The following is a 26,986-nucleotide window of genomic DNA, read 5'->3' as shown; positions in this document are numbered from 1 at the left end:
GAGCAAGATTAAACGCTTATTCTGCGCCTAAGGTCAAGATTGCTTCTTCTGCGCCTTGGTTAATATCAATACGACTATCGAGTAAGAAGATCCGTGAAGGAGGCAGCTTATTGGTATCCACAAGATGAGCCTTAACGGCTAAGGCTCGCTCACTGGCTAAATTCCCTAGCATCTGTTCATTGACCTGCTGGTGGTTTAGTACTTGATTGTACAGGGCGATATGCCATTGAGTGTTTATTGATTCTTTATTTATCAAACTCTCATTTTGTTTATTTTCTGCCATTATTTGTACTTTGATATCATTGGCGATACCGCCAACGTCACTCTCGAAAAGAGAGATAAGGGCTTGTGATAAAGGGCCTTGGGTGGGAAAATTATTTGCCGTCAATGACCTTGGTACTGCGTTGAGTTCAACCTTACTTATTTTAGCGAGTTTTTTCCTTAGTATTAAAGATTTAAATTCACGGGTGTCATTAACTAGCTCTATTGCCCCTTTAATATTTAAGGTCAACTTTGGCCTTTCTATTAGTGCGTTAGTTAGTGTGCTGAGCTTAGATGCTTCTATATCGCTAATCACAGCTAAACCCGGCTCAAACTCTATACGATTCAGAGATTCATCATCTCCAAATAACCCTGAAAGTAGACTGAAAGGGGCTGTGACGGTTTTAGTTATCACATTGGTAAAGGCGTTTAAAATAATGCTGCCGAAGCTAAACGTTGGTGAACTGAGGTCTCCTGATACTTCAAGTCCAAGATCGATAACACCGTGCCTATCCTGTAGTAGAGCGATGGCTAGCGTGACGGGTAGGCTAGTGGCTAAGCTACTATCGCTAGGTTCTCCCAAAGTGAGCTGGTCTACTACCATGTGGTTACTGCCCTGTAACTGATTATCCTTTAATTGATAATTAAGATCTAAGGAGAGCTGGCCCTTTTCAATATAGTAACCAGCATAAGTACCTGAATATGGATTAACTGAGGTCAGCTCGACATGTGCAAATTCAAGGGCTAAATCCAGGTAAGGCATCTCCATTAATGGATTTACCTCTCCTTTGAGGGTGACCGGTGCATATTTATCTATCTTTCCCTTGATATCAACCTTGGCAGGAGTGGTTGATATTGAGGAAAGTTGACTTATCTCCCCTTCTAATTGCTCAATACTGGCGGCAAAATTTGGGGTAAGTGAGTTATCAGCGAAGAAGGTAGACCCTTTGCTAAAACTGAGTTTACCGATAACGAGTTGGAGCTCATCTGTTTCAGGCTTATCGAGTGTCGTTACCAGAGCTTGCTTTTCGTTGCTCTTAGGCTGCGCAATCAGTAAGCCTCCTATATTGGTGCTTTTGTCCTCTGCAATGATCAGTCGGCTGTAGGGTTTAACAAAGTCTATTGCATCGATCGATAACAGGTGCTGGTTTTGATCTAAATTAATCTGGCTTAACGCCATCGATTGCCATTTTAATAGCGTCTTATTCTGTACATTATCCTTGATTAATAGCTCTTCTATGGCACCGTTGCCAACAAAGAGAATGTCATCGATTGAACTGGCTTTTACTTGCCCTTCAATACTTAACTCCCCTTGTTCAAGGCTGACGTTCAGATAAGGAGCCAGATAAGCTTGTAGCTGTGGTAACGAGAAATCAGTGAGTTGAACCGTACTGTCTATTTGTTGCAGCTTAAGATCTAGCTCTCCGTTAGACTCAAACTTGCCTTGATCATTGATGGAAAAATCGAGTTTGTATTGTACTGGATCACGTAGATCAGAGTAGACTTTACTTGTCACAAGGTTGAGTGGTGCAATCTGCCACAAAGTGTCGTTCGACACTAAGCTTTCATTGACCTTGATATCGAAATCTTTTAGTTCAACCTTATCGACAATCACTGACCACAATTGTTCAGTCTTAGCCGCTGGCTTATCAGTCTCAGGAAGCACCGGTTTAACACTTGCTGGTGTATCTTCACTGTTGATTTTTTTTGGAGCTATGTGCTGTGTTGCCTGCTTTTGTGTCTGTTTAGTTACCTGAGTCGAGATGACGTTAGGCATGAAAAGCGGGACAAGATCGAGTCCATCCGCTGTAATTCGGCTAACTAAGGTAAAGTTTTCACTATAAAGGCGTGAGACTTTTACCAGCTTATGGCTAAGGTCTAAGGTTATATTCTCGGCGGAAAATAGTGGTAAGGAGAGTAAAGAACGCTTGTCATGAGTAAAAATTATATCTCTTAGTGCAAATTGCCCATTACTGGTCGTGAGTTCAATTGGATGTTCGATTGAATCAGGTTTGCTTAATAATGCAAATTCAGTGCTGAAATCAAATTTTCCTGAGTCTAAATGAGCTTGAAATTCTTCAGCGATAAATGACCAAAAATCTGGTAAATCGATAGCATTTAACTGTACGGCACCAATGACGTTTAATGGTGATAGTTGAAGTTGACCTTGAGTGGCTATCTCGCCTCCATTTTTGCCCCGTAAACGGATTGAAAATCGATTCGACGCATCTTGTTGGCTATTTATCTCTTTTAATGTGTCAAAACCTTTGATACTAAGATTGATATCAGGGTAGTTTAATTGGCTATCCGTTAGGATGTCAGTGTACTTAACGCTAGCACTGACAATGGCTAACTTATCTACCATGATATGGGGGAGTGCAGAGGGAGTCGTTTCGACAGTGCTTGGCTGTGTTCTCTTTTTCGTTAGTTCATTGATGATATCAGAGAAATTAAATTTAGCCCCCTCATTTTGACTTAATCGTTCGGCTAGCAGGTAAGGGCGAGTTAATGTGACATCCTTGACACTTATAGCGCCATTAGCAAGGGAGTGCCAAAAGCTGAATTCAAAGCTGAGTTCAGTAAATCCGGTAAAGTTTGTTTTATCTTCTTCAAAGAGGTGCAGATCCGTTAATGAAACGTGCAGATTAAATGGATTAATTGACACATCAGCTAAGTTGACAGGCCTTTTTGTCAAAGAACTTAGCTGAGTAGGGATCTGTTGCAAGGCAATGTAGGGAATGATTACCCCGAGTAGGATAATAAAGGAGAGATAAACCACTAAAACGATACTTAAATATTGTTGATACCGAGGAAGTTGGCGATACATTTGACTAAACATTATCGCTTTTTTGGCTTTAACGGACATACTTACCTTATTGCATATAGATCTTTAATGAGGTGTATTTTACCTAACTTAATAGGATATAAATACCTATTATCAATTACTTCGAATAGTTTCATATCGTCTTTTGAAGTAAATACTAACAAATTAGCGGATTGGACGACCTTTAACGATGACACGATTTTATTTTGATGAACAAAGTGTTGAATCCATCGAAGGTGAAACGGTACTTGATGCCTTGATCCGTCATGGCCATTCAGTCAACTACTCCTGTAGAAAAGGATCGTGTAAAACCTGCTTAGTGCAACATATGGACGGTGTTCTTCCCGCTGGAGCGCAAAGGGGACTGACGGCTGATCTCAAATCCGATGCATATATCTGTCTTGCCAGTGCAAACCCACTCCTGAGCAGAAGCTTAAATCAATTTTAGCGCAGAATTTGTTTATCACGGCCCATATACATGAAAAACAATATCTGTCTGAATCGGTGGTTAAAATACTTGTAAAGCCTACTGAGGAGTTCCGTCATAGCGCAGGACAGTATATAAATCTACGGCGATTTGATGGACTCACTCGCAGTTATTCTATTACGAATGATCCGGATTCAAAATTAATAGAGTTACACATACGCAGAAAATACAACGGACAATTTAGCGATTGGTTATTTAATCATGCTAGTGTAGGTGAAAACTTATTAATCCAAAGGCCTTGGGGAGATTGTTGTTATAAGACTGAGTATAAAAATGACAGCTTAATATTAATTGGCACAGGTACAGGTCTTGGACCTGTATATGGAATAGTACGTGATGCCTTATCTCTGGGTCATAAAGGAAAGATATACCTCTATCATGGAGCCAGAAATGTTGTAGATCTTTATCATCACAGTAAGCTATTAAAATTGATGCTAGAGCATCGAAATATGAACTATTTAGCTTGCGTTGAGCAAATGGGTGAATATGAGTCGAGTTTTACAAGAGTTGAGACTGGCGATCCGTTTGAAATAGCAATGAGTATTCATAAATTTGATGATCATATATTGCCAGATTCACCACAACGTGTGTTTTTATGTGGAGAACCTAGCTTTATGACCAAAGGGCAACAGTTAATACTTTTGAATGGCACACCACTCGATAGGATCCATGCCCTCACTTATGACTACAAAGACTTGAGAATTTCCTCCCGTGCACGGTTATAAATTCATCACTTTTCTTTATTATGGTAAGTGATGGCCGCTATGATGGCTCCTTGAGGGTCTTTTATCCAGCAAAGCCTACCAACTTCTGGAATATCTTCCGGGCCATAAATCAGTTCTCCTCCCAAAGATTTGACTTTTATCGCTACTTCATCAACATCTTTTACTGTGACATAACTCGTCCAGTGACTCTCTTCTTCTGGACACGGGTTAGGTGCTATTCCGCCTATTTTTTTCCCGTTGTTTTGAATAATATGATAGGGGCCATGTGATGTTTGCATGGTTTTAAATGTCCAGCCAAATACTTCACTATAGAACTCAAATGCATCCTCACAAGCGTTAGAGGTTAATTCATGCCATCCTAATGCTCCAGGGGTGCTATATGGTGACTGCATACTCATCTCCTTAACGATAAATGATGTGAACGAGTGGTCGTGATGCTGATGAAAAGGGGCTCTTTACAGCTCAGTATGAATACGATTCTCTAATTAAATAACATAAGCTGTTTAAGCGTTGAGTAAGGCACTGCAGCCCTTGTCAGAATTAAAGTGTAGTTCAGCTTTTGTGGGTTTTAAATGGTATGAGAGATAGATTTATTTTGATCATGTTAAGTCATTGCGTCAGTTAAGGTTATGTAATTCATGGGGGAGTTGTTAGTATTAGTTCAATAACTGTTTGAACTATAGTACCTTTACACTCTTTGCTAATTATGGCAGTAAATTTCAAAGGATGAATATGTACATAAGAATTGCAATTATTGATGATCTGAATTCACTCGCTACTTTATTTAATGATTATCGGATGTGTTTGGGAAAAGAGAGTAATCAGAGTGATTGTACCGCTTTCATTCAAGCTCGGCTTTTTGAGAATGATTCAGTCATTTTTCTGGCTTTTAAAGCAAATGTTCCAGTTGGTTTTATTCAATTGTTCCCCTCGTATTCTTCAATTTTACTAAGACCGTTATGGTATTTTGATGATCTATATGTGGCTGATGAATTTCGAGGTATGGGGATTGCAGCAGCTTTGATTGCTAAAGCGAAAGAGTTAGCCGATGAGACTCAAGTTGTGGCAGTGCGCCGAGATAAGATTGAAGGGGCTGTTTTTTTACTTATTTAGTGGTTGCCAATCTCTGAATTGATAAAAGCTAACATCCCTATGATATCATGCGTTGTTTTTTACTTTATGACATTCTAAGAGGGTATTGATATAACTCAGGTATTCTTGGATTGTTTTTATATATGTTGGAGCAAGAGATTGAACAAGAGTGTAATAACTAATTTTATCGCTGCCGTTTTGGTTGTATCTGGGTATTTATTAGCATCGCCTATATTATTAAGCGTTGGATTATTTGCACTTTCTGGTGCCGTTACCAACTGGTTAGCGATACACATGCTTTTTGAAAAAGTGCCAGGCTTGTATGGTTCCGGTGTGATCCCAACTCGTTTTGAAGAGTTTAAAGTCGGGATCTCAAATTTGATGATGAAGCAATTTTTTACCGATGAGAATATTGACCGTTTTTTGTCTTCAGATGGGCCCCAGTCCCATATCAATTTGCAACCCGTTATTGAGAAAGTCGACATGACTCCCGCGTTTGATGCGTTAGTGATTACGGTTGAGCAATCATCATTAGGCGGTATGTTAGCAATGTTTGGCGGCAGTGAAGCGATGACTCCTCTGAAAGAGCCCTTTATTGAGAAGATGAAACAATCACTGGTTGAGATGTCTCAGAGTGAGGACTTTCTGAATCTACTTAAGAATGAGCTTGAACGCCCAGATGTATTGGCTGATATGCGCACTAAAGTGAGCGAAATTGTTACTCAAAGATTGGATGAGTTAACACCTGATCTAGTTAAGGATATCATTCAAGAGATGATCCGAGAACATTTAGGCTGGCTAGTGGTTTGGGGCGGAGTGTTTGGCGGTATTATTGGTTTAATTGCGGCCATGTTAAATATCTAATATTATTCCAAACAAGAAATTGATGAGTAAGAAAAGGGAGCTTCGGCTTCCTTTATTCGTTAACTTAGAAAGTGGCTGTGTGTTGGTCGTTCTCTACTCCCAGATTTTGGAGATGTCGCTGGAGATAGGCAAATAGCATGGTGGCATAATCTCTAAATCTATCTTTACGTTTCCCGGTGGGCGAGGATTTCATTTTAAGATCCAAATGCTAATGAGTTTGCCGTTTGGTCTGAATAGTTCTCTCTTGTAGATAACTTTGTTGAAAATAGCGAGGTGAAAGCCTTACTATTTTAGCTGCTCTTCGGACCCCTTTCTTTCAAGGTAACTCCATAATTCTAAAACTAATACGCCTAGAGTTGAACTTGCACAAAGTCTCTGAAACGAACATTCTTAAGTAGTTTGGCTATATAACTAAAATCGACATAAAATGCAGGTGAAAAAGCGACAATGTCTCTAGCGACTATACTTTTTATATATTAAATCTATTTCAGTTTCCTTTCTTTGATAATAATTAATCAGCGGGTCTACCGTTTGTTCATAGAAAGCGGACTTAAGTATTGGGAAATAAGGTTAACGCTATGATGGGTATGGTTTTTACAGGGTTTGTTGAACTAATTGAAGATGAGTTTGGTTATGAAACCTTAGATTCCTTATTTGAGTCATGTGATTTAGATAGTGAAGGGATATACACATCTGTTGGTAGTTATGATCACGAAGAACTGCTCCAACTGGTAGCTAAATTAAGTGAGATATCTTCGGTTCCAGTAAATGAATTGGTGAGATTATTTGGTAAAAAACTATTTGCCGAACTAATAGGAGGGCATCCTGAGATTGCCAGTGAAATAACTGATTCTTTTGATCTTCTTTCCAAGATAGACAGCTATATCCATGTCGAAGTTTACAAGCTTTATCCTCAAGCTGAGTTACCTAAATTTAGCTGTGAGCGTTTAGGTGATGATGTCATTCGCCTGCATTATCAATCTAACCGTCCCTTTGCCACTTTTGCCGAGGGATTGCTCGATGGTTGTGCAGACTATTTTAAAGAAAACTTTGAGATTATTCGAACGCCTGAAACTATAGACTCAGAAACTGATGTCATATTTAACATCACTCGTACCCCTATTTTAGCATGAGTGCAATGGAGGATCGGGAACTCATTTTTCTTCGAAGGATAGATCGGGAGAGACGCGCCCGTAAGCAAGCGGAGCAGATCCTGACAGAAAAGAGTAAAGAGCTATGGAATACTAACCAGAAGCTTCAGCAGATCAATGAACAACTCGATCAAATGGTTAAAATTCGTACTAGTGAATTGGAGAAAGCTAAAATTAATGCGGAGCTTGAGAGTCAGGCTCATAAAAATGCTAAGGAAAGATTTCAATTAGCGATGAAGGCAACAAGTGCGGGAGTGTGGGAAAAAAATGTAATCGATGATGTTTGGTTTTTCAGTGAACGACTTATTGCCCTGTTCGGTTATACCAAGGAGGAGTTGCTTATTGGCCTTAAAAACTTCTCGCTAATCCATAATGAAGATAAGAAACCTCTGTTACGTGTATTAAAAAATCATTTAAGGAATAATAAGGCTTTTGACTTTGAATGTCGGGTGCTCACTCGTGAAGGTCGATATAAATGGTTTTGGATTGTCGGTCAGGCAGTATGGAATGATAAAGGTGAGGTAGTCAGGATTGCTGGCTCTTTTAGCGACATTGATGAGCGAGTTGAAAATTCAAAACTAGTAGAAAAAATGGCTCACTATGATCATCTCACTATGGTGCCAAATAGAGTCTTATATAATCAAGAGTTAGATATCGCAATTACTCATGCCGAGAACGACGGCGATAATATTGCTGTAATATTAATTGATCTTAATGATTTTAAACAAGTTAATGACACTTTAGGACACTGCGCGGGCGATCATCTTTTACAACATATAGCCAATCAATTCAAATTAAACCTCAGAGATAATGATATTGTCGCTAGATTAGGGGGGGACGAGTTTTCAATTGTCTTAACCAATATCAGACGTCGTCAAGATGTGGTCAACAAGTGTGAGCAGATAATAGAAGCTATCTCTAGACCATTTTATTATCAAACGAATCAGATTATACCTAAACTGAGCATGGGGATTGCGATTTACCCTGAATATGGCTCGAACCGTGAAGAGCTGATGATTAATGCAGATTTAGCCATGTACAAGGCAAAAGCTGATAAGCATATAGGCAGTGGTTTTCAATTTTGTGAACAGGAACATATTAATAAGAACATAGAAAAAACGGAGCTAAGTGCTGATCTCCGTGAAGCTATTACTAAAAATGAATTTTTCATGTATTTTCAGCCAATTATTGACCTTCTATCGGGAAACATCATTTTTGCAGAAGCGTTGATCCGCTGGAAGCATCCACAAAAAGGAGTACTATTACCTAAAAAGTTTATTTCAATGGCTGAGGGGAGCGGATTAATTATCCAACTAGGGGAACTGTCTATTGAGCTAGTCGCTAAGCAGGTAGAACGAATGGTCGCGACAAAACGGTTACAAAAATTGACAATTAATATCTCTCCGATCCACTTTCTATCGCAAGACTTTATTGAGAATTTGAAAAAGAATCTCATTAAATACCCTAAAGTGTCAGACTATATTATCATAGAGATCACTGAAGCTGTATTTTTGATCAATAAAGAGGTCGCAAAGAACACTATTTTTGAATTGCATAATATGGGCATGTCGATAAGTCTTGATGACTTTGGAAGTAGTTATTCAAGTTTTAAATACCTGCAACAATTACCCATTGATGTGATTAAATTGGACAGCTCTTTCATTGCTGAGTTAGATGTCGATCCGTCTTACAGAACCATCGCCTCTACTATCATAGAGCTAGCTCACTCTCTTAATATTAAGGTGATTGCCGAAGGAGTGGATAGTAATAGCCAGTTAGTCTTCTTGCAAGACCATCATTGTGATTTTGCTCAGGGACGATATTTCTTCAAGCCGTTAAGTACAATCGACTTTCTTCATATGCAGCGTAATATTTCACGATTACCTATTAACTAACCTTTATGTTATGTAAAACATTAAGGTTAGTTGGTTAATTCTAGTGCATTATCTAGAGGGAGGACTTTGGATAAATAGTGTGTTTAGGTTGTTGTTAAGTACTGCAGATAACAGGGTTGTGACGAGGTCACCACCCTGTTATCTGGTTAAATGAGCTTTAGTAAGCGCTTTCGTGAACCGATTGAACGGCACGACCAGATGGGTCTATAATTCCCTGTAAACTAATATCCCAGGCTAATGCTTCTGGGGTTGAACATGCCACTGATTTTCCTCCCGGTACTGTTTCTGCTGCACTCGAAAGTGGGAAGTATTCTTCGAAGAAACAACGGTAATAGTAGGCTTCTTTAGTCTCTGGAGTGTTGTATGGGAATTTGTATTTGGCATTGACCAGTTTTAGATTATCCACTTTCTCAGCGGCTAATTCTTTTAAACCATCGATCCAAGAGTAACCGACACCATCGCTGAACTGCTCTTTTTGACGCCAAGCCACCTCTTTGGGTAACTTATGCTCAAAGGCTTGACGTAGAATATGCTTCTCAATTTTGCCATCTTTAGACATCTTAGCTTCTGGATTGATGCGCATTGCCACATCAATAAACTCCTTATCAAGGAAGGGAACACGAGCCTCTAAGCCCCAAGCAGCCATCGCCTTATTGGCTCGTAGGCAATCAAACAAGTGGAGCTTGTCGAGTTTACGCACCAATTCCTCATGAAACGCCTGAGCATTGGGTGCTTTATGGAAATAAAGGTAGCCGCCAAATAGCTCATCAGCACCTTCACCAGACAACACCATCTTGATCCCCATAGCCTTAATCTTTCTCGCCATTAAATACATAGGCGTTGCAGCACGTATGGTGGTTACATCATAAGTTTCAAGGTGATAGATTACATCTTTAATCGCATCGATTCCATCTTGAAAAGTAAAGGTGATCTCGTGATGGATAGTGCCTATGGCATCGGCGACTTTTTTAGCTGCAATTAAATCTGGTGCTCCATCAAGGCCCACGGCAAATGAGTGAAGTTGTGGCCACCAAGCGCCGCTTTCACCATCATCTTCAATACGACGCTTAGCGAATGTTTGAGTGATTGCTGAGATAATTGATGAATCTAAACCGCCAGAGAGTAATACGCCATAAGGTACATCAGACATTAGCTGACGCTTTATTGAAGCTTCTAATGCCTCTCTTAGATCATCGATACTAGCAGGGTTATCTTTCACTGCCTCGAACTCTCTCCAATCTCGTTGGTAATACTGGACATAACCATCAGAGCTACTTTTATCACTAATCATGTAATGCCCTGGCTTGAATTCCTCAATGGTCTTACACACTGGCATAAGCGCTTTCATTTCAGAGGCAACATAGAAGTTACCTTCGGAATCTAGACCTGTATAGAGAGGAATAATACCAATGTGGTCACGGCCAATCAGGTAGCAATCTTTGGCCTTGTCGTATAAAACGAAAGCAAAAATACCGTTGAGTTTATCCAAAAATTCGGTGCCATATTCCTGATACAAAGCCAAGATCACTTCACAGTCAGAGTTAGTTCGATAACTGTATTTATCACCTAACTCAGCTTTGAGTTCTTTATGGTTATAAATTTCACCGTTAACGGCAAGAATGATGTTCTCATTCTCACTAAGTAGGGGTTGAGCACCATGTTCAATATCAACGATAGCGAGTCGCTCATGGGCAAGAATAGCTTTATCACAGTTGTAGATACCAGACCAATCAGGACCGCGATGACGCATCAGTTTAGACATTTCCAGCGCCACTTGGCGTAGAGGCATTGAGTCTGATTTTATATCTAAAATGGCGAATATTGAACACATAGGCTAGCTCCAAAAAACGGTGTAAATCTCAATTAAGTATTACTGTGCCATTAAATGTTGAGTTTGCCAAATATTAAAATGATAAATCATCGGTAAAAATGGTTAAGATGCGTTGTTTAATTTATTTTTATAAAGATGATGTTATTGAATCTCTAGTTTAAGCACGAATTTAATGATGAATGTGTTTTTTTTGGTTGTTGAGGCTTCTTTAATTTATCTTTTGATAATCGATAGTTAGTAGTTTGAAAAGTTGCGAAAAAGATATTTTTTAATGATGAAGTGTTTGAAAATAAACGCCCAGCTAGGCTAGGCGTGTTTTGTTGCTAAAAATTAAGCGTTACTCCTCTGCTTTTGCAGTGGTTTGAGCTTTGGTTAATTTGGCGGCTCGCAGACTATGAAATTCGGTTCCTTCATAGTAACCAGGCCAGTCATTACTGTTAGCCAGTGCGTGAGCCGCGTCGAAATAAACGCCTATATCTTCTAGCGCACCACTGAGATCCCAATCGTCTCGGTATTCATCACAGGTGTTGTGATAACAACCCTTCATTATTGCCTTCATCTTAGCTTTGTATTGGCTGGTGGCTTCATCGATCGGTTGGCTGCCACCGCCGGCAAAGACTGCTGGAATGCCTTTTTGTGCAAAGCTGAAATGATCTGAGCGGAAAAAACCACCAGATTCAGGATGCTTCTCAGCTTTTGCTGTGCGCTGTAGTGGTTCTAATGCCTTAATAAGGTACTCCTCGAGTTCCGACTTACCTTTACCGACAATGGTGTAATCACTGGTTCTGCCATAGATATTGGTGCTGTCGAGGTTAAATACCGCAACTGACTTGTCGATAGGGTAGAGCGGATTGGCAACGTAGTAACGAGAGCCGAGCAATCCTTGCTCTTCACCTGTGGTAGCGATAAAGGTGATAGAGCGATCTGATGGATGACCATTTTGGGCTTGTTGGGCAAATTGACGCGCTATCTCTAAAATACCCGCGGTGCCAGAGGCATTATCAAGTGCACCATTATAGATTTGATCTCCCTCTTTACTTGCATCTACACCGATATGATCCCAATGAGCTGAAAAGAGGATCTGTTCATCTGGGGTTTTATTGCCCGGTAGTGTCGCAACCACATTGTAGCTATCAGCATATTCAGCCTTGTTAGCAAATTGAATATTGGCAGTTTGTTTAAGGGGGAAATTGAGGGCTCCGTTAGCAGCTTGAGCCATCATCTCTGGCAATGATAATCCAGATTGAGTGAATAGCTGTGTTGCTACATCTAAAGTGATCCAACCTTCAACTTGGACTCGTTTCTCCTGCTGCTCCTTACTTTGAACTAAGTCTTGCTGCGCACCTGTCCAGCTATTCTCGACAACAGACCAAGGGTAAGAGGCTGGCGCGGTGTCATGGATAATAATCGCACCTAATGCGCCGTGATCACTCGCTTCTTTATACTTGTAATCCCATCGTCCGTAGTAGGTCATGGTTTTACCGTTAAACAGGCCTGAGTCTGGTCTAGCAAAGCCGGGATCATTGACTAGCATGACGGCAATCTTTCCCGTCATATCGATACCTTGATAATCATCCCAATCGTACTCTGGTGCAGTGATACCATATCCGACGAATACTAAGGGAGCATCTTTAATATCGACACCACCGTTATCATGACGACTGCCTATAACCACATCTTTACGATGCGTAAGTTCGATGCCTGCGAGGCTAATCTTTTGCTCTTCAGCTGCGGTGTAACTCACCATAGGGACGGTTTGTAAAAAGCCGCCTTTATTTGCACCGGTTAATCCCATCTCTTTAAAAGCCGATGTTAAGTACTCAAGAGTGAGCTTTTCACCATGAGTGGTGGGTGCACGTCCCTCAAACTTATCCGATGACAGAGTTTTAATGTCCTCGCGAAATCGGGCTTCATCGAACTTAACTTGGGTTTTTTCTGTGGGATTAACTTGAATTTGTGATTGAACTTGAGACTGAGGTTCTGTTACTTGTTGGCCACAGGCACTGAGCAGTACAATGGCCGATACAGAAAGCAGTAATCGCATGGGGCATCCTATTCTTGTTATTATTGGTTTACCTTTACAAAGGGTAAAGAGACTAGCTATTCGCTATAAAGTAAGTTGCATAATGAATGTAAACGGCCCACTTTGACAAGTGGACTGGCGATTTTAGTTCTGATAAATGTGTATCTTAGTATTGCCAATTATAGTCTTGTTTACACCACGTCAATGTCACCAGCGCAGGCGAAGATGTGATTGGGTCTGAACGGTTCTAGTTCAACATCTCTGAGTTGGCTGACGCCACTGGTAACAAGTACGGTTTCAAGACCTGCTTGGAATCCTGCCAAAATATCGGTTTTCATGTTGTCACCGATAATGATGGTATTGTCTGAGTGACCATCGATATGGTTCAGCGCTGAACGAATTATCCACGAACTGGGCTTACCAACATAAAAAGGCATGCGGCCAGTAATACGCTCGATGGGAGCACATAGAGCTCCGCAAGCAGGGCTAAAGGATGGGCCGTGGGTATCTGGGTTTGTGGCGATAAATCTGGCGCCTTCAGCAACAAACTTAGCGGCTTTATGGATCATCTCCCAGTTGTAAGAACGGGTTTCACCGACGATCACAAAATCTGGGTTTATATCGGTGATGGTAAAGCCGGCTTTGTAAAGCTCGTGGGTGAGCGCGCCTTCGCCAATCACGTAGGCTTTATTGCCCGTTTGATGTTTCAGAAAATCTGCCGTGGCCATCGCTGAGGTATAGAAACACTCTTCAGGGATCTTAATGCCTGCAGCTCCAAGTCTATTTTGTAGATCTTTACCTGTCTGTACTGGATAATTAGTTAACACAACCAGTGGGTTACCTTGCTCAAGCACACGTTGGATGAATTTGTCACTGCCGGGGATTAATTGATTGTCATGCAGTAAAACGCCGTCGATGTCGCAAATAATATTTTTCATTAATGGTTCTCGGTTTACGGTTCTGTTTGAAAAAATTGCTGTGAAAGCGATCTGTTTATCTGTCTTTATATAAAACCAATTTAGGCGGGAGTACAACAGCTTTGTGATAAAAATTAGGCTTCGTTATATGAGGTGATGTGAATTCGGGGATAATAAAAAAGCTAAGAGTTTCCTCTTAGCTTTTTTAGATGAATAGATTCGAGAATGAGTGCTTTCACACCTTTATTTCGTTTAATCGACCGCGTAACCTGCTGCGCCTAGTTCTGCGCTATCAAGTACAGCTTTACCATTGAGCATCGTTAGTCTATTTTGGCTGAACCATTTAACGACCAGAGGATAAATAGCATGCTCTTGTTCGTTAACACGCAGTGCAAGTACCTCACAAGTGTCTTCTTCATAAACAGGCACTTTAGCTTGAAGAATAACCGGGCCAGAGTCGAGCTCTGGTGTGACAAAATGCACGCTAACACCGTGTACTTTGTCTTTGGCATCGATAGCACGTTGATGGGTATGCAGTCCGGTGTACTTAGGCAAGAGTGAAGGATGGATGTTGATCATCTTTCCTTCAAAGCCTTGTACAAACTCATCGCTGAGTATGCGCATAAAACCAGCAAGTACAATAAGATCCGGTTGGTACTTATCGATAGCAAGTTTCAATCTGGCGTCATACTCAATTCGAGTTTCGTCTTGATAAGCTATTACACAGCTGGTATCAATCTCACTTTGGTGAGCGCGGATCAGGCCATAAGCGTCGGGTTTATTACTGATAACACCCACTACACCAGCTTGAAGGTTATCATCGCATCCGTCGATAATGGCTTGTAAATTACTGCCATTACCTGAGATCAAGACTAATACGCGACAGCTAACAGGCATTACAGGATCTCCACTTGCTCTTCATTGTCATTGCGATTGGCTATTTTACCAATTAACCAAGCTTTTTCGCCTTCAGCATTTAGCAATGCAAGCGCGGCTTCAACTTTGTCACTCGGAAGCGCGACGACCATGCCAACACCACAGTTGAATGTACGGTACATCTCAAATTCTGCGATGTTGCCGTTTTCCATTAGCCAGTTGAAGATGCTAGGCCACTGCCACGAATCACCTTGGATAACCGCTTTACAATCATCAGGCAGTACACGTGGGATATTTTCCCAGAATCCACCGCCCGTGATGTGTGCCATTGCATGTATATCTGATTGTTCAATCAGTTTAAGCAATGACTTCACATAAATTTTTGTAGGCTCTAGTAGATGGTCAATTAAGGCCTTTCCCTCAAGCTCTTGCTCTGGATCTGTGCCGCTGATTTCTAGTACCTTGCGGATAAGAGAAAAGCCATTTGAATGTGGTCCGCTTGCACCAAGTGCGATAAGAGAATCACCGGCAACCACTTTAGTGCCATCGATAATGTCTGCTTTTTCGACAACGCCAACACAGAAGCCTGCTAAGTCGTAATCATCGCCTTCATACATGCCTGGCATTTCAGCTGTTTCGCCACCGATTAAGGCGCAGCCAGATTGAACACAACCCTCTGCAATACCTTTAATGACAGCTGTCGCCGCATCAACGTCTAGTTTGCCTGTGGCATAGTAGTCGAGGAAGAAAAGTGGCTCAGCACCAGATACAATTAAATCGTTAGAGCACATAGCAACAAGATCGATACCGACCGTATCGTGTTTTTTGTAGTCAATGGCTAATCTCAACTTAGTACCAACACCATCGGTGCCAGAAACCAGAACCGGGTGCTTGTATTTAGTTGGTAACTCACACAGAGCACCAAATCCACCTAGATTGCCCATAACTTCTGGACGGTGGGTACGTTTCACGGCAGTCTTAATATTATCAACAAGTGCATTTCCGGCGTCAATATCAACACCTGCATCTTTATAGCTTAGTTGGGTAGGAGTGCTCACGAAGATCCTCTCGGGTACAGAATTGTTATTGGATTTTATTCGGCGCTATTCTAACAGCTTGTGTCATCACTCGAAAGGGGTTGAATGCAGATATAAGACCTGACATAGCTCACGATTTATTGGGTTTTTAAAACTTTATGTTTTCCATTGCGGACAAATACACTAAAATCTGCTGAATTTGCTTGTTGTAATGTAAAAAAATCAGGAGAAGAAGATGAAAGTTGTCGAAGTTAAACATCCTTTAGTTCGTCATAAAATCGGGTTAATGCGTGAAGGTGATATCAGCACTAAACGTTTTCGTGAACTGGCTGCTGAAGTGGGTAGTCTTTTAACTTATGAAGCAACCGCTGATTTTGAAACTGAAACCGTGACTATCGAAGGTTGGAATGGCCCTGTTGAAGTTGAGCAGATCAAAGGTAAGAAGGTCACGGTTGTGCCTATTCTTCGTGCAGGTCTTGGTATGATGGATGGCGTGTTAGAGCATATCCCAAGTGCTCGTATCTCTGTTGTAGGAATGTACCGCGACGAAGAGACACTCGAGCCCGTTCCTTATTTTGAAAAGCTTGCCAGTGATATGCCTTCTCGTATTGCCTTGGTTGTTGATCCTATGTTGGCGACAGGTGGTTCAATGATCTCTACTATCGATCTGTTAAAAGCGCGTGGTTGTACTTCGATTAAAGCGCTTGTGTTAGTTGCTGCACCTGAAGGGGTTGCGGCGCTTGAAAAAGCTCATCCAGATATCGAACTTTACACCGCATCTATTGATGATTGCCTCAACGAGCAAGGTTATATCCTTCCTGGCCTAGGTGATGCAGGCGATAAGATTTTCGGTACTAAATAATCACGATATAGACCGACCTCAAGTTTATCAATAGAAAAGGAGCCAAATGGCTCCTTTTTTGTTTTCATTTTTGCCTAAAACTAGAACCTGTTATTAATCTAGCCTTGCACCATCTACGAAAGTCTAAAGTACCATGGCGGCAATCCAACCAAACACTAATAGTGGGATGTTGTAGTGGATAAAAGTTGGGATAACACTGTCTCTCATATGATCATGTTGGCCATCAGCATTGAGACCCGCTGTCGGACCTAAAGTCGATTCAGAGGCAGGGGACCCAGCATCCCCCAACGCAGCAGCGGTACCAACTAGGGCTATGGTTGCTTCAATAGAAAAGCCGAAACTCATCGCCAAAGGTACGTAAATAGCGGCAATAATCGGTATCGTGGAAAATGATGAACCAATTCCCATCGTGATAAGTAAACCCACCAGTAACATTAAGAAGGCTGCCAGCGCTTTATTATCACCAATAGCACTATTCATTATCTCTACCAAACTAGCGACATCACCGGTTCCCTTGATCACGGCGGCAAAGCCTGCAGCGGAAATCATGATAAAGCCGATATTGGCCATCATGCGCACGCCTTGGTTGAAGATATCTTGATCGGCAACATGCTTAAGTGCGCCCGAGAAACTGAATACGATAAAGCCGATCAATGCACCGAAGATCATCGAGCCTGTGTACAGTTGTACAATTAAGGTCGCAAGAACTGCGATGACTGCAATGATTATATTGCGCTGATTCACGCCATCTTCAGGTTCCACTGCTAAGATCTGTTCTTCTTTATATTCTCTAGGCTTACGGTAGCTGATAAATACCGCGACTAATAATCCAAAAAACATGCCCAATGCTGGGATAATCATCGCGGGAGCGACTTGCTCTCGTACCGCGAGCAAATTGTTGCTGTTTAAGTTAGTGAGTAAGATATCGTAGAGAAAGATGCCACCAAATCCTATTGGTAGCACCATATAGGTGGTCACTAATCCAAAGGTGAGTACACAGGCCACTAAACGACGATCCATTTTAAGCTTAGACATCACATGTAATAGCGGGGGGATCAGAATAGGGATAAAGGCAATATGGATAGGTAAGATATTTTGTGAGGCGACAGCCATCGATAAAATAGCGAACAGTAGTATCCAACGAACTCGGTTGTTGTTAGTGCTATTCTGTTCTTTGCCTAATAAACTGATGACCTTGCTTGAAATTAGCGTTGTAAGGCCCGAATGGGATAATGCAACCGCAAAAGCGCCGAGTAAGGCATAACTTAAGGCTATCTGCGCGCCTCCACCAAGGCCAGTATTAAAGGCTTCGACCGTTTGATGGAGATCCATGCCTCCAACAAGTCCTGCCACTAATGCAGAGATGGTAAGTGCAATGACGACATTTACCCTTGCTAAACTAAGGCCCAACATCAGGCATACCGCGATAACAACAGCGTTCATATCTATATTTTCTTTTCTACTCGTTAGATTGACGGTTATTTTTGCTTAGCAGACGTGGACTTGTCCAGTAAAGAGGCTTTTTTTCTTCTTAAATCGATAAGTTGTTAACTTACTGTGGGGGTAAGTAAGTATTTAGTGTAAATAACACTAGTATGACAAAGGTTATTAAGGCTACAAAAGCACCGTAAAGAGGAATATTTAGTAAAAGGTGTGTTATTGACTTGTGTAGCAGTAAACAGTGCCTATAATGCGATAAGATTTAAAATGATAAACGATTTTTCAATCCATAGATGGAGATATAAAATGAGCGTATTAGTAGGCCGCCCGGCACCTGACTTCACTGCTGCAGCTGTTCTGGGTAATGGCGAAATCGTTGATAGCTTTAACCTTTATGAAGCAATTAAAGGTAAGCCAACAGTAGTTTTTTTCTACCCACTTGATTTTACTTTCGTATGCCCATCTGAGCTGATTGCTTTCGATCACCGTATCGAAGAGTTTAAGAAGCGTGGTGTTGAAGTGATTGGTGTTTCTATCGATTCACAGTTCACTCACAATGCATGGCGTAACACGCCAGTAGCTGAAGGCGGAATTGGCCCGGTCCAGTATACTCTTGTTGCTGACGTTAAGCATGAGATCTGTAAAGCATACGATGTCGAACATCCTGAAGCCGGTGTTGCTTTCCGTGGTTCTTTCCTTATCGACAAAGAAGGTATGGTTCGTCACCAAGTCGTGAACGATCTTCCATTAGGTCGTAACGTTGATGAGATGCTACGTATGATCGATGCACTTCAATTCCATGAAGAGCACGGTGACGTTTGCCCAGCTGGCTGGGAAAAAGGCGACAAAGGTATGGATGCTAGTCCAGAAGGCGTTGCTTCTTACCTAAGTGACAATGCTGACACTCTATAATTTTTAGATAATTATTAGTTGTTTAAGCATAAAAAAGCTGCGTTTATCGCAGCTTTTTTTGTGTCTATTTACTTAAGTGATAAAAGGTGCAGGTTAAGATTTTTCGCTACACTTGTCTTTGGGATTTTCTTCATTAATGGCCAACGGCCACCCACCAAGCGCTTTCCAGCGGTTGACGATTAAACAAAATAGTTCTGCAGTGCGTTCAGTATCGTACAGTGCTGAGTGAGCCTCATTATTATCAAAGGGGATCCCGGCTATTGAGCAGGCTTTAGCTAATACAGTATGACCTAAAGCAAGACCTGAAAGCGCTGCAGTATCGAAGGTTGCAAACGGGTGGAAAGGAGAACGTTTAAGGGCACAGCGTTCAATGGCCTGAGTCACAAAGCCATGATCGAAGGCGGCATTATGGGCAACGATAATGCTTCGATGGCAACCAACGGCCTTCTGGGCTTTTTTGACTTCTTTGAAGATCTCTAGAAAGGCATCTTTTTCGCTTACTGCACCGCGTAATGGGTTAGTCGGATCTATTCCTGTAAATGCTAAAGCTTCCGGTTCCAGATTCGAGCCTTCAAAAGGTTCGATGTTAAAATGTAAAGTATTGTCTAAACTTAGGATACCTTCATCATCCATTTTTAGCATGGTGACGGCGATTTCAAGCAACGCATCAGTTTGGGCATTAAAACCCGCTGTTTCAACATCTATGACAACGGGGAAGTAGCCTCGAAAACGGTGACTTAATTTATTGGCGTCGCAAATTTCGCTCATTAACATATCCAAATAGTTAGCAGGTGGCTATTATGAGGCAACGGGTTATTGCTGTCATGTTTGATCGGTTATTTTATAAGCTAAAGGTATGTAAAAGTGTGCCGATACGCTAAGTAACAGAATAAATAAGAGTACTTTGTATGTGGCTAAGAGTATTGCTAGTGTTAACTTTGTTTTTGCCTCTGACAACGAGTGCGGAATTACGCCACTATGTTGCGTCACTAGATCAATCCCAATGGAAGTTAAGCGATAATACGCCTATTATGTGTCGTCTTGAACATGACATTCCCGCATATGGTAAAGCGGTATTTACCAGTAAGGCTGGCAAAGACCATAATCTGATTTTCAATTTAGATATGTGGGTGAAACCGGATCAGGTGACCCAAGCCAAGCTGATGAGTTTAGCCCCTGCTTGGCGTCCCGGCGTGCTCTCTAAAGAGATCACTGAGCTGACTTATCAGAAATACTTCAGTGGCGAGGTGCCTCGAAATGCAGCTTGGTCTATGCTATCTGAGCTTGAGCAAGGTATGCAACCGACCTTCTATTATGCTGATTGGTATAATCACAGTAATAAAATTGCGGTTGGCTTGTCAGCGGTCAATTTTAATCGAAAATACAGTGAGTTTAAATCTTGTTTAGCAAGCCTGTTACCTTATAGTTTTGATGATATTGCTTTTACTGTGTTGACCTATGAGTTTGGCGGTAAAGAACTGACTCGCTATGCCAAGGCACAAATAGCTAAGGTGCAAGAGTACCTTTCCTATGATCCTGAAGTCGAACTAGTGTTAATCGATGCCTATACAGACAGCTATGGTGGGCGCTCTATTAACCAGAAGGTATCAGAGGAACGGGCTAATTCTGTAAAAGCATTCTTTATCTCAGCAGGGATCACTAAAGATCGTATCCACACGGTAGGGCATGGTGAACGTAATCATGTTGCATCTAATGCGACAATAGATGAACGGGCACGTAACCGACGTGTTGTTATCAGGATCAGTAAACCGATGTAACTCGTTATATCACAATTCTGGTTTTACTTGAGGGCTCGGCTTTTATTGCTGGGCTTTTTTGTGGGGTGAGAAAATTGATAAAGAGAAATTTTAGGCAAAAAAAAAGCCCACTTAATTTTTTAAGCAGGCCGCAAAAAATAAATTGCAATCAACAAATTGAAGGAAGGAAGTCAAGCTTAAGAACCAGGAAATAAACTCACGTGTCAGACACATGAGTTTAGAGTTCTTGTTTTCATACCTGCCTAGCAGATACTTCCTGAAAACAAGATGAATTATAGGGGAGTAATAGGATGCGCACAAACGAGAAAAACTGCTGTGATTCATTATATTTTCTAATCCTTAAAAGTGTGATCTAGATTGAGTAATTCAGTTGTAGTGCGAGTTTTCGATTTGTTAAGCAAATTATGTGCATAGGTTGGCGCTTAGATTAAGTAGGTCATGTTACAAGTTTATTAATCTTTAAGGCTCACAGGTTCTAGGGGATAAGTTTTTTTTTCGTTGCGATGTTTTGTTCGACCGTTTTGGCTTAAAGATCTCGGCTAAGATGAACTCACTCTTAAAGATAAACTTTCAATTGGTCAGAAGAGGTGCGTTAGCGCCTCTTTTTTATGAACAAATATTTATGTTGAATAGTGTTCTCATGATGCTGAGAAGCATTCACAATTGCACAGTCTATAGGTATAGTAGGCCTCTTTTATCTCAATGATTGGCACCTGATTTTTATGTTTCGTTGGCCTATTTCTATTTATTACGAAGATACCGATGCTGGTGGTGTCGTTTATCATTCAAATTATCTTAATTTTTTTGAGCGTGCCCGTACTGAGTGGTTAAAAGCGATAGGGGTTAAGCAGACGGAGTTATTGGCTGAGGACATTGCATTTGTAGTGAAGAAAGCTGAACTTAACTTTTGTCGTGCAGCACGTTTTGAACAGGACCTTTTTGTTGAATCTCTTGTCATAGAGATGAAGAAAGTGTCGCTGACATTTCAGCAACGCTTAGTTGATCAGCAAGGTGTCGTGTATTGTGAGGGCAAGATATTAGTCGCTTGTATTACCTTGTCACGAATGAAACCTAGAGCTATTCCCCAAAATATTGTTCAGGAGTTAAAAAGTGGAAGCTGATATTTCATTTATTGGATTATTTTTACAAGCAAGTTTATTGGTTAAGTTTGTGATGTTGACCTTACTCAGTTTGTCTATTGCTTCATGGGCAGTGATTATTCAACGTCATCGATTATTGTCAACGGCGTCTCAAAATGCGCTTAAATTTGAAGATAAATTTTGGTCTGGTGTTGATCTGAATAAATTGTATAAAGAATTGTCAGCCAGACAAGATAGCAATACAGGCTTAGAGGTATTGTTTCATGCTGGTTTTAAAGAATATGCCAGATTAAGCAAATTAAATAGTAGAGTACCTGATGCTGTGATGGATGGCAGTTATCGAGCCATGAGAGTCTCACTTTCAAGAGAGATGGAAAAATTAGAAACTCACCTACCTTTGTTGGCCACGATAGGTTCTACCAGTCCCTATATTGGTCTGTTTGGTACTGTATGGGGGATCATGAACTCATTTATTGCGCTCGGCGCCGTTGAAAATGCCACCTTAGCGATGGTGGCCCCCGGTATTGCAGAGGCGCTTATCGCTACGGCAATGGGACTATTTGCTGCGATTCCTGCTGTTATCGCCTATAACCGTTTCTCTACACAAGTTGATAAGATCGAAATGTCATATGCGAACTTTATGGAGGAGTTCTCCAGCATCTTACATCGTCAAGCCTACAGCGAAAAGGAAGAGGCATAATGCAGCAGGGTTATCAGCGCAAACGCCGGCGTCCGGTAGCTGAGATCAATGTCGTGCCCTATATCGACGTTATGTTGGTGTTGCTTATCATTTTTATGGTGACAGCACCAATTGTAACCCAAGGGGTTAAAGTTGATCTTCCACAAGCACAATCAGAAGCCTTAGCCGCAGACAGTAAGCCCCCAGTAGTGGCTTCAATTGATGCTGATGGTGATTATTTTCTTGATGTAGGTAGTTCAAGCTCTCGTGAAACGTTAGATCTTGAAGAGATTGCGATACGTGTTGGTGCGATTATACAACTTGAGCCTGAACGTCCCGTTGTAGTGAAAGCCGATAGAAGCATTGCTTATGAAAAAGTGATCCAGCTAATGGTAACATTGCAAGGTGCAGGTGTGCCTTCCGTTGGCTTGATGACCGATTCACCAAAGGAGTAGCTGGTGGCGTTGAAATCAGATATGACATTACCTTTAGTTATTTCAGCTGGCATTCATATTGGCGTGCTAGTTATTCTCATTATGGGTGTCGATTTTTCAGAAAAACCTAAACCTCAAATTCACACGAATGCACCAGTAATGCAAGCGGTTGTCGTTGATCAGAACAAAGTTGCACAGCACGTTGAGCGCTTAAAAGCTGAAAAGAAAGAGACTGAACGAAAAGAGAAAGCTAGACAAGATGAGCTAGAGCGTAAAGCGAAACAAGCTCGTCAAGAGCGAGAAAGAGAGCAAGCTCAGATTAAAAAGCTTGAACTGCAACGTAAACAAAAAGAGCTTGAGACTAAAAACGCCAATGCTGCTGCCAAGGTCGCTCAGCAGAAAGAAAAACAGGCTAAGGAACTTGCTCAAAAAGCAGAAGTTGAACGGAAACAGAAAGAGAAAGAGCGCCAAGCTTCAGAAGAGGCTGCTAAAAAGGCTGTTGAGAAGCGAAAGAAAGAGGAGCTTGCTGCAAAGAAAATGGCCGATGAACGTAAACGTAAAGCTGAAGTTGAGCGTAAACGTAAGGCTGAAGAACTAGCACGTAAGCAGCAAGAACAGATGATGCAAGATGCGCTGGCCGCAGAACAGGCTTCATTATCACAGACGCGCAATAAGCAAGTTATGTCTGAAGTGCAACGTTATACCAGTATGATTGTTGCGACAATTTCCCGTAATGTTCAACAAGAAGACTCTATGCGAGGAAAGAGTTGTAAAGTTTGGGTCAGGCTTGCGAAGGATGGGTTTGTTACATCGAGTAGAATTGTGGATGGTGATCCTGTTTTATGTCGGGCAACTCAAGCCGCTATACAAAAAGTTCAACGCTTACCGATATCTAGTGAGCCAGATGTTTATGATAAATTAAAAGAACTAAACATAATTTATAGACCAGAATTTAATTAAAGGAGTCCTATGAAGACTTTGGGTAAATGGCTCTTTCTAGGGTTGGTTGTTATGAGTATGCCGGCAAGATCTGCATTGGATATTGTGATCACACAAGGAATCGATGAGGCGCGTCCTATTGCTGTGATCCCTTTTGTTTGGCTAGGGCAGGGGCCTATGCCGCAACAGATCTCAGATGTTGTTATGTCAGATCTGGCTCGAAGTGGAACGTTTAAGCCATCAGATGAGTTGAGTTTACCGCAGCGTAATATCTCTAATGTCTCGCAGTTTGTGCCTAAACAGTGGTCCAATGTCACAGCTGAGGCTGTGGTTATGGGTTCAGTTAAACCTATGGGACCGGATCAGTTTTTAGTTAATTTTGAATTAGTCGATTTAATTAAAGCTCAGATGCAGTCGGGTGCGGGTCCACAGTCAAACAGTGACTACTTAATTGATAGCCGTGAGACGGTGATCTCATTGGCTCAATTTCGTCAATATGGTCATAGGATCAGCGACATTGTTTATGAAAAACTGACGGGAATACGTGGTGCCTTCTTAACTCGTATCGCTTATGTTGTGGTCAAGCATGGAGAGAAGTCTCCGTATCACCTGATGATCTCAGATTATGATGGTTATAACGAGAAAATGCTGTTGCGGTCTCCTGAGCCCTTAATGTCTCCCTCCTGGTCTCCGGATGGAAGTAAACTGGCTTACGTGAGTTTTGAAAATAAGAAAGCTGAAATCTTTGTTCAGAACATCTATACACAACTTCGATCTAAAATAACCAGCCATGATGGTATCAATGGTGCTCCGGTATTTTCTCCTGATGGGAAGAAACTGGCTTTGACGTTATCTAAAGATGGTCAACCAGAGATCTATGTTGTAGATATTGAAACGAAAGCATTGAAACGAGTCACCAATCACTATGCTATCGATACTGAAGCGTCATGGTTTCCCGATGGAAAGTCGCTTATCTTTACTTCTGAGCGTGGTGGACGTCCGCAGATATACAAGGTGGCATTGGCATCAGGTAAAGTACAAAGAATAACGTTCGAGGGCGAATGGAATCTCGGTGGTTCAGTTTCACCGGATGGCCGAAGTATGATATTTGTTAACCGTACCCAAGGTAAGTTTAATATTGCCCGCATGGATTTCGAAACTCGCTTTATGCAAGTGTTAACGTCTACTCGTCTCGATGAGTCACCAAGTGTTGCACCAAACGGCACAATGGTTATCTACGGGACTACTTATCAAGGAAAGCAAGTTTTAGCAGCAGTTTCAACGGATGGACGATTTAAGGCCAGACTGCCTGCAGGTCAAGGGGAGGTGAAGTCACCCTCTTGGTCACCATTTCTATAACTATTTTAACAATAAAGAAAATTAAGGATTTAACAATGGATCTCAATAAGCTGTTTAAAGCAATGTTGGTTGCAATTCCTATGATGGCTATTAGCGCATGTAGCTCAACTTCAGATTCTGAAACTGATGCAACTAGCTCTAACTCAAACTCAGGAGGCGAACTTGCTACAGGCGGTGTAGAGACTGGTGGTGTTGCACCAGTGCTTACGCCTCAAGAGCAGCAACGCCTCAAGTATCAAGAACTGCGTAAAGAACATATTATCTATTTTGATTTTGATCGCAGTTCAGTATCGACTCAATTCGCTGAAGTGCTACAAGCACATGGTGAGTACCTTATTGAGCATCCAAATGTGCGTGTTATGATCGAAGGTCATGCTGATGAGCGTGGAACACCTGAGTACAATATAGCGTTAGGTGAGAGACGTGCAAAGGCTGTGGCTAAGTACTTACAAGGCATGGGTGTATTACCTAGTCAAATGAGTATTGTGAGTTATGGCGAAGAGAAACCACTGGATATGACTCGTACTGACGATGGTTTTGCGGTTAATCGTAGAGCTGTACTGGTTTACTAATCTTGTAAGTAAAAGAGTGTAGGTAAAGATTGATGATGAAAAATGCCGTATTAAGTGCGGCAATTCTTCTCAGTATCGGTGCAGTAACCGCTGCACCGGCCCCGGTTGCAGATATATCCGGTGGTTCAACTGATGATAGAGTTGCACGTTTAGAAAGGATTTTAAAAGCCAAGCAGCAATCTGAATTTCAGACCCAACAGCAGCTTGATACTTTACAACAAGAGGTGTTAGACCTTCGAGGTATTGCCGAACAGCAGAACTATCAAATTGAACAGATGCTACAACGTCAGCGTCAGCTTTATGATGATATAGCTAACCTATCAGTAAAACCCGCCCAAGTTGTTAGCTCTTCAACACCGTCTTCAGGTTCGTCTCTAACATTGAGTGAAACAGGTAGTTATGAGCATGCACTTAACTTAGTGCTCAAGCAAAAGAAATATGATGAGGCGATTCCTGCTTTTAGTGCATTTACTAAAAATTATCCTAATTCAACATATTCAGCCAATGCGAATTATTGGCTAGGCCAGCTTTTATATAATAAAGGCGAGTTTGGTTCAGCCAAAGAAGCGTTTAACACTGTGGTTGAAAATTTTAAAGAATCGAATAAGCGCAGTGATAGTCTAGTTAAGTTGGGAATGATTGCTGAAAAGACCGGTAATCCTGGTTCTGCGAAAATTTATTATCAAAGAGTGCTAAAAGAGTACGCGAACAGCGCAGCGGCAAGGATAGCTCAGCAGCAGTTGAATGCTCTTTAATCTGATTTGAAACGAAAAACATACTACTAGTCTGTTTTTCATTCAAACGGCAAGAAATAGATAAAATGCACTTGCATGCGAAGATGAAAAAGGTATTATAGGCGCCCTTAGAGCGGCAGAGTCGCTTGAGGCGCTAAGTTAGTGTTCTTTAGGATGTAACTAGTGACTTGTTC

At 41.4% G+C, this 26,986-nt stretch carries 25 protein-coding genes; 16 read left to right on the top strand and 9 right to left on the bottom strand.

What is annotated here, in order from left to right:
* Positions 1 to 16 precede the first annotated feature (16 nt).
* Positions 17 to 3,127, bottom strand: a complete 3,111-nt coding sequence (locus tag HWQ47_RS15330) for a DUF748 domain-containing protein (RefSeq protein ID WP_269966947.1) — start codon at positions 3,125 to 3,127, stop codon at positions 17 to 19.
* Between the two features lie 148 nt (positions 3,128 to 3,275).
* Here HWQ47_RS15330 and HWQ47_RS15325 point away from each other — a divergent pair, with 148 nt between their 5' ends.
* Both HWQ47_RS15325 and HWQ47_RS15320 read left to right on the top strand, forming a co-directional pair.
* Positions 3,276 to 3,533 carry a 2Fe-2S iron-sulfur cluster-binding protein gene (locus tag HWQ47_RS15325; protein ID WP_269966946.1) on the top strand — a complete coding sequence of 86 codons (258 nt, stop codon included), beginning with the start codon at positions 3,276 to 3,278 and terminating at the stop codon, positions 3,531 to 3,533.
* 8 nt (positions 3,534 to 3,541) lie between these two features.
* Complete coding sequence (locus HWQ47_RS15320) at positions 3,542 to 4,297, top strand: FAD-binding oxidoreductase (protein WP_269966945.1); 756 nt, start codon at positions 3,542 to 3,544, stop codon at positions 4,295 to 4,297.
* Positions 4,298 to 4,302: 5 nt separating this feature from the next.
* Here HWQ47_RS15320 and HWQ47_RS15315 read toward each other — a convergent pair whose 3' ends face one another.
* Positions 4,303 to 4,689, bottom strand: coding sequence for a VOC family protein (locus HWQ47_RS15315; protein ID WP_269966944.1), 387 nt, complete (start codon positions 4,687 to 4,689; stop codon positions 4,303 to 4,305).
* A gap of 340 nt (positions 4,690 to 5,029) precedes the next feature.
* Here HWQ47_RS15315 and HWQ47_RS15310 point away from each other — a divergent pair, with 340 nt between their 5' ends.
* The 4 genes from HWQ47_RS15310 to HWQ47_RS15295 all read left to right on the top strand — a co-directional run bounded on the left by HWQ47_RS15310 (position 5,030) and on the right by HWQ47_RS15295 (position 9,299).
* Positions 5,030 to 5,410 (top strand): GNAT family N-acetyltransferase, encoded by a 381-nt coding sequence (locus tag HWQ47_RS15310; protein WP_269966943.1) that lies wholly within the window; start codon positions 5,030 to 5,032, stop codon positions 5,408 to 5,410.
* 138 nt (positions 5,411 to 5,548) lie between these two features.
* A complete protein-coding gene (locus HWQ47_RS15305; protein ID WP_269966942.1) occupies positions 5,549 to 6,253 on the top strand; it encodes a DUF445 domain-containing protein in 705 nt (234 codons plus the stop codon).
* 578 nt (positions 6,254 to 6,831) lie between these two features.
* Complete coding sequence (locus tag HWQ47_RS15300; protein ID WP_269966941.1) at positions 6,832 to 7,386, top strand: heme NO-binding domain-containing protein; 555 nt, start codon at positions 6,832 to 6,834, stop codon at positions 7,384 to 7,386.
* Positions 7,387 to 7,391: 5 nt separating this feature from the next.
* Positions 7,392 to 9,299 (top strand): putative bifunctional diguanylate cyclase/phosphodiesterase, encoded by a 1,908-nt coding sequence (locus HWQ47_RS15295; protein WP_269966940.1) that lies wholly within the window; start codon positions 7,392 to 7,394, stop codon positions 9,297 to 9,299.
* A 157-nt stretch (positions 9,300 to 9,456) separates the two neighbouring features.
* Here HWQ47_RS15295 and asnB read toward each other — a convergent pair whose 3' ends face one another.
* From asnB to purM, 5 genes are all read right to left on the bottom strand, one after another.
* Positions 9,457 to 11,130, bottom strand: a complete 1,674-nt coding sequence (gene asnB, locus HWQ47_RS15290; protein ID WP_269966939.1) for an asparagine synthase B — start codon at positions 11,128 to 11,130, stop codon at positions 9,457 to 9,459.
* A gap of 337 nt (positions 11,131 to 11,467) precedes the next feature.
* Positions 11,468 to 13,174 carry a M28 family metallopeptidase gene (locus tag HWQ47_RS15285; RefSeq protein ID WP_269966938.1) on the bottom strand — a complete coding sequence of 569 codons (1,707 nt, stop codon included), beginning with the start codon at positions 13,172 to 13,174 and terminating at the stop codon, positions 11,468 to 11,470.
* A gap of 170 nt (positions 13,175 to 13,344) precedes the next feature.
* Positions 13,345 to 14,091: an HAD-IIA family hydrolase gene (locus tag HWQ47_RS15280; protein WP_269966937.1), complete on the bottom strand. Its 747-nt coding sequence runs from the start codon at positions 14,089 to 14,091 to the stop codon at positions 13,345 to 13,347.
* Between the two features lie 231 nt (positions 14,092 to 14,322).
* Positions 14,323 to 14,967 (bottom strand): phosphoribosylglycinamide formyltransferase, encoded by a 645-nt coding sequence (gene purN / locus HWQ47_RS15275; RefSeq protein ID WP_269966936.1) that lies wholly within the window; start codon positions 14,965 to 14,967, stop codon positions 14,323 to 14,325.
* Positions 14,967 to 16,004 (bottom strand): phosphoribosylformylglycinamidine cyclo-ligase, encoded by a 1,038-nt coding sequence (gene purM, locus HWQ47_RS15270; RefSeq protein WP_269966935.1) that lies wholly within the window; start codon positions 16,002 to 16,004, stop codon positions 14,967 to 14,969. Before purM ends, purN begins: the two co-directional genes overlap by 1 nt.
* Positions 16,005 to 16,218: 214 nt before the next feature.
* On the opposite strand from purM, the gene upp reads away from it, so the two are divergent.
* Positions 16,219 to 16,845, top strand: coding sequence for a uracil phosphoribosyltransferase (gene upp / locus HWQ47_RS15265; RefSeq protein WP_269966934.1), 627 nt, complete (start codon positions 16,219 to 16,221; stop codon positions 16,843 to 16,845).
* Positions 16,846 to 16,968: 123 nt separating this feature from the next.
* On the opposite strand, the gene HWQ47_RS15260 is transcribed toward upp, so the two are convergent.
* Positions 16,969 to 18,288, bottom strand: coding sequence for a Na+/H+ antiporter family protein (locus HWQ47_RS15260; protein WP_269966933.1), 1,320 nt, complete (start codon positions 18,286 to 18,288; stop codon positions 16,969 to 16,971).
* Between the two features lie 303 nt (positions 18,289 to 18,591).
* On the opposite strand from HWQ47_RS15260, the gene HWQ47_RS15255 reads away from it, so the two are divergent.
* Positions 18,592 to 19,197 carry a peroxiredoxin C gene (locus HWQ47_RS15255; RefSeq protein ID WP_269966932.1) on the top strand — a complete coding sequence of 202 codons (606 nt, stop codon included), beginning with the start codon at positions 18,592 to 18,594 and terminating at the stop codon, positions 19,195 to 19,197.
* 93 nt (positions 19,198 to 19,290) lie between these two features.
* On the opposite strand, the gene rnt is transcribed toward HWQ47_RS15255, so the two are convergent.
* Positions 19,291 to 19,965 carry a ribonuclease T gene (gene rnt, locus HWQ47_RS15250; protein WP_269966931.1) on the bottom strand — a complete coding sequence of 225 codons (675 nt, stop codon included), beginning with the start codon at positions 19,963 to 19,965 and terminating at the stop codon, positions 19,291 to 19,293.
* Positions 19,966 to 20,105: 140 nt separating this feature from the next.
* Here rnt and HWQ47_RS15245 point away from each other — a divergent pair, with 140 nt between their 5' ends.
* The 8 genes from HWQ47_RS15245 to ybgF all read left to right on the top strand — a co-directional run bounded on the left by HWQ47_RS15245 (position 20,106) and on the right by ybgF (position 26,813).
* Entirely contained in the window at positions 20,106 to 20,975 is an 870-nt protein-coding gene (locus HWQ47_RS15245) for a flagellar protein MotY (RefSeq protein ID WP_269966930.1), read from the top strand.
* Positions 20,976 to 21,697: 722 nt separating this feature from the next.
* A complete protein-coding gene (gene ybgC, locus HWQ47_RS15240; RefSeq protein ID WP_269966929.1) occupies positions 21,698 to 22,096 on the top strand; it encodes a tol-pal system-associated acyl-CoA thioesterase in 399 nt (132 codons plus the stop codon).
* Complete coding sequence (tolQ, locus tag HWQ47_RS15235) at positions 22,086 to 22,775, top strand: protein TolQ (protein WP_269966928.1); 690 nt, start codon at positions 22,086 to 22,088, stop codon at positions 22,773 to 22,775. Before ybgC ends, tolQ begins: the two co-directional genes overlap by 11 nt.
* Entirely contained in the window at positions 22,775 to 23,209 is a 435-nt protein-coding gene (tolR, locus tag HWQ47_RS15230; RefSeq protein ID WP_269966927.1) for a protein TolR, read from the top strand. Before tolQ ends, tolR begins: the two co-directional genes overlap by 1 nt.
* A 3-nt stretch (positions 23,210 to 23,212) precedes the next feature.
* On the top strand, positions 23,213 to 24,148 hold the full coding sequence (tolA, locus tag HWQ47_RS15225; protein WP_269966926.1) for a cell envelope integrity protein TolA: 936 nt from the start codon (positions 23,213 to 23,215) through the stop codon (positions 24,146 to 24,148).
* A 9-nt stretch (positions 24,149 to 24,157) separates the two neighbouring features.
* On the top strand, positions 24,158 to 25,486 hold the full coding sequence (gene tolB, locus HWQ47_RS15220) for a Tol-Pal system beta propeller repeat protein TolB (protein WP_269966925.1): 1,329 nt from the start codon (positions 24,158 to 24,160) through the stop codon (positions 25,484 to 25,486).
* Between the two features lie 35 nt (positions 25,487 to 25,521).
* Complete coding sequence (gene pal, locus HWQ47_RS15215; RefSeq protein WP_269966924.1) at positions 25,522 to 26,058, top strand: peptidoglycan-associated lipoprotein Pal; 537 nt, start codon at positions 25,522 to 25,524, stop codon at positions 26,056 to 26,058.
* Between the two features lie 35 nt (positions 26,059 to 26,093).
* Positions 26,094 to 26,813: a tol-pal system protein YbgF gene (ybgF, locus tag HWQ47_RS15210; protein WP_269971758.1), complete on the top strand. Its 720-nt coding sequence runs from the start codon at positions 26,094 to 26,096 to the stop codon at positions 26,811 to 26,813.
* Positions 26,814 to 26,986 lie beyond the last annotated feature (173 nt).

This window comes from Shewanella sp. MTB7 (assembly GCF_027571385.1).
Classification (GTDB): Bacteria; Pseudomonadota; Gammaproteobacteria; order Enterobacterales; family Shewanellaceae; genus Shewanella.
The sequence above is the reverse complement of the archived record's forward strand: the minus strand, read 5'-3'. Positions and strand labels throughout refer to the sequence as shown.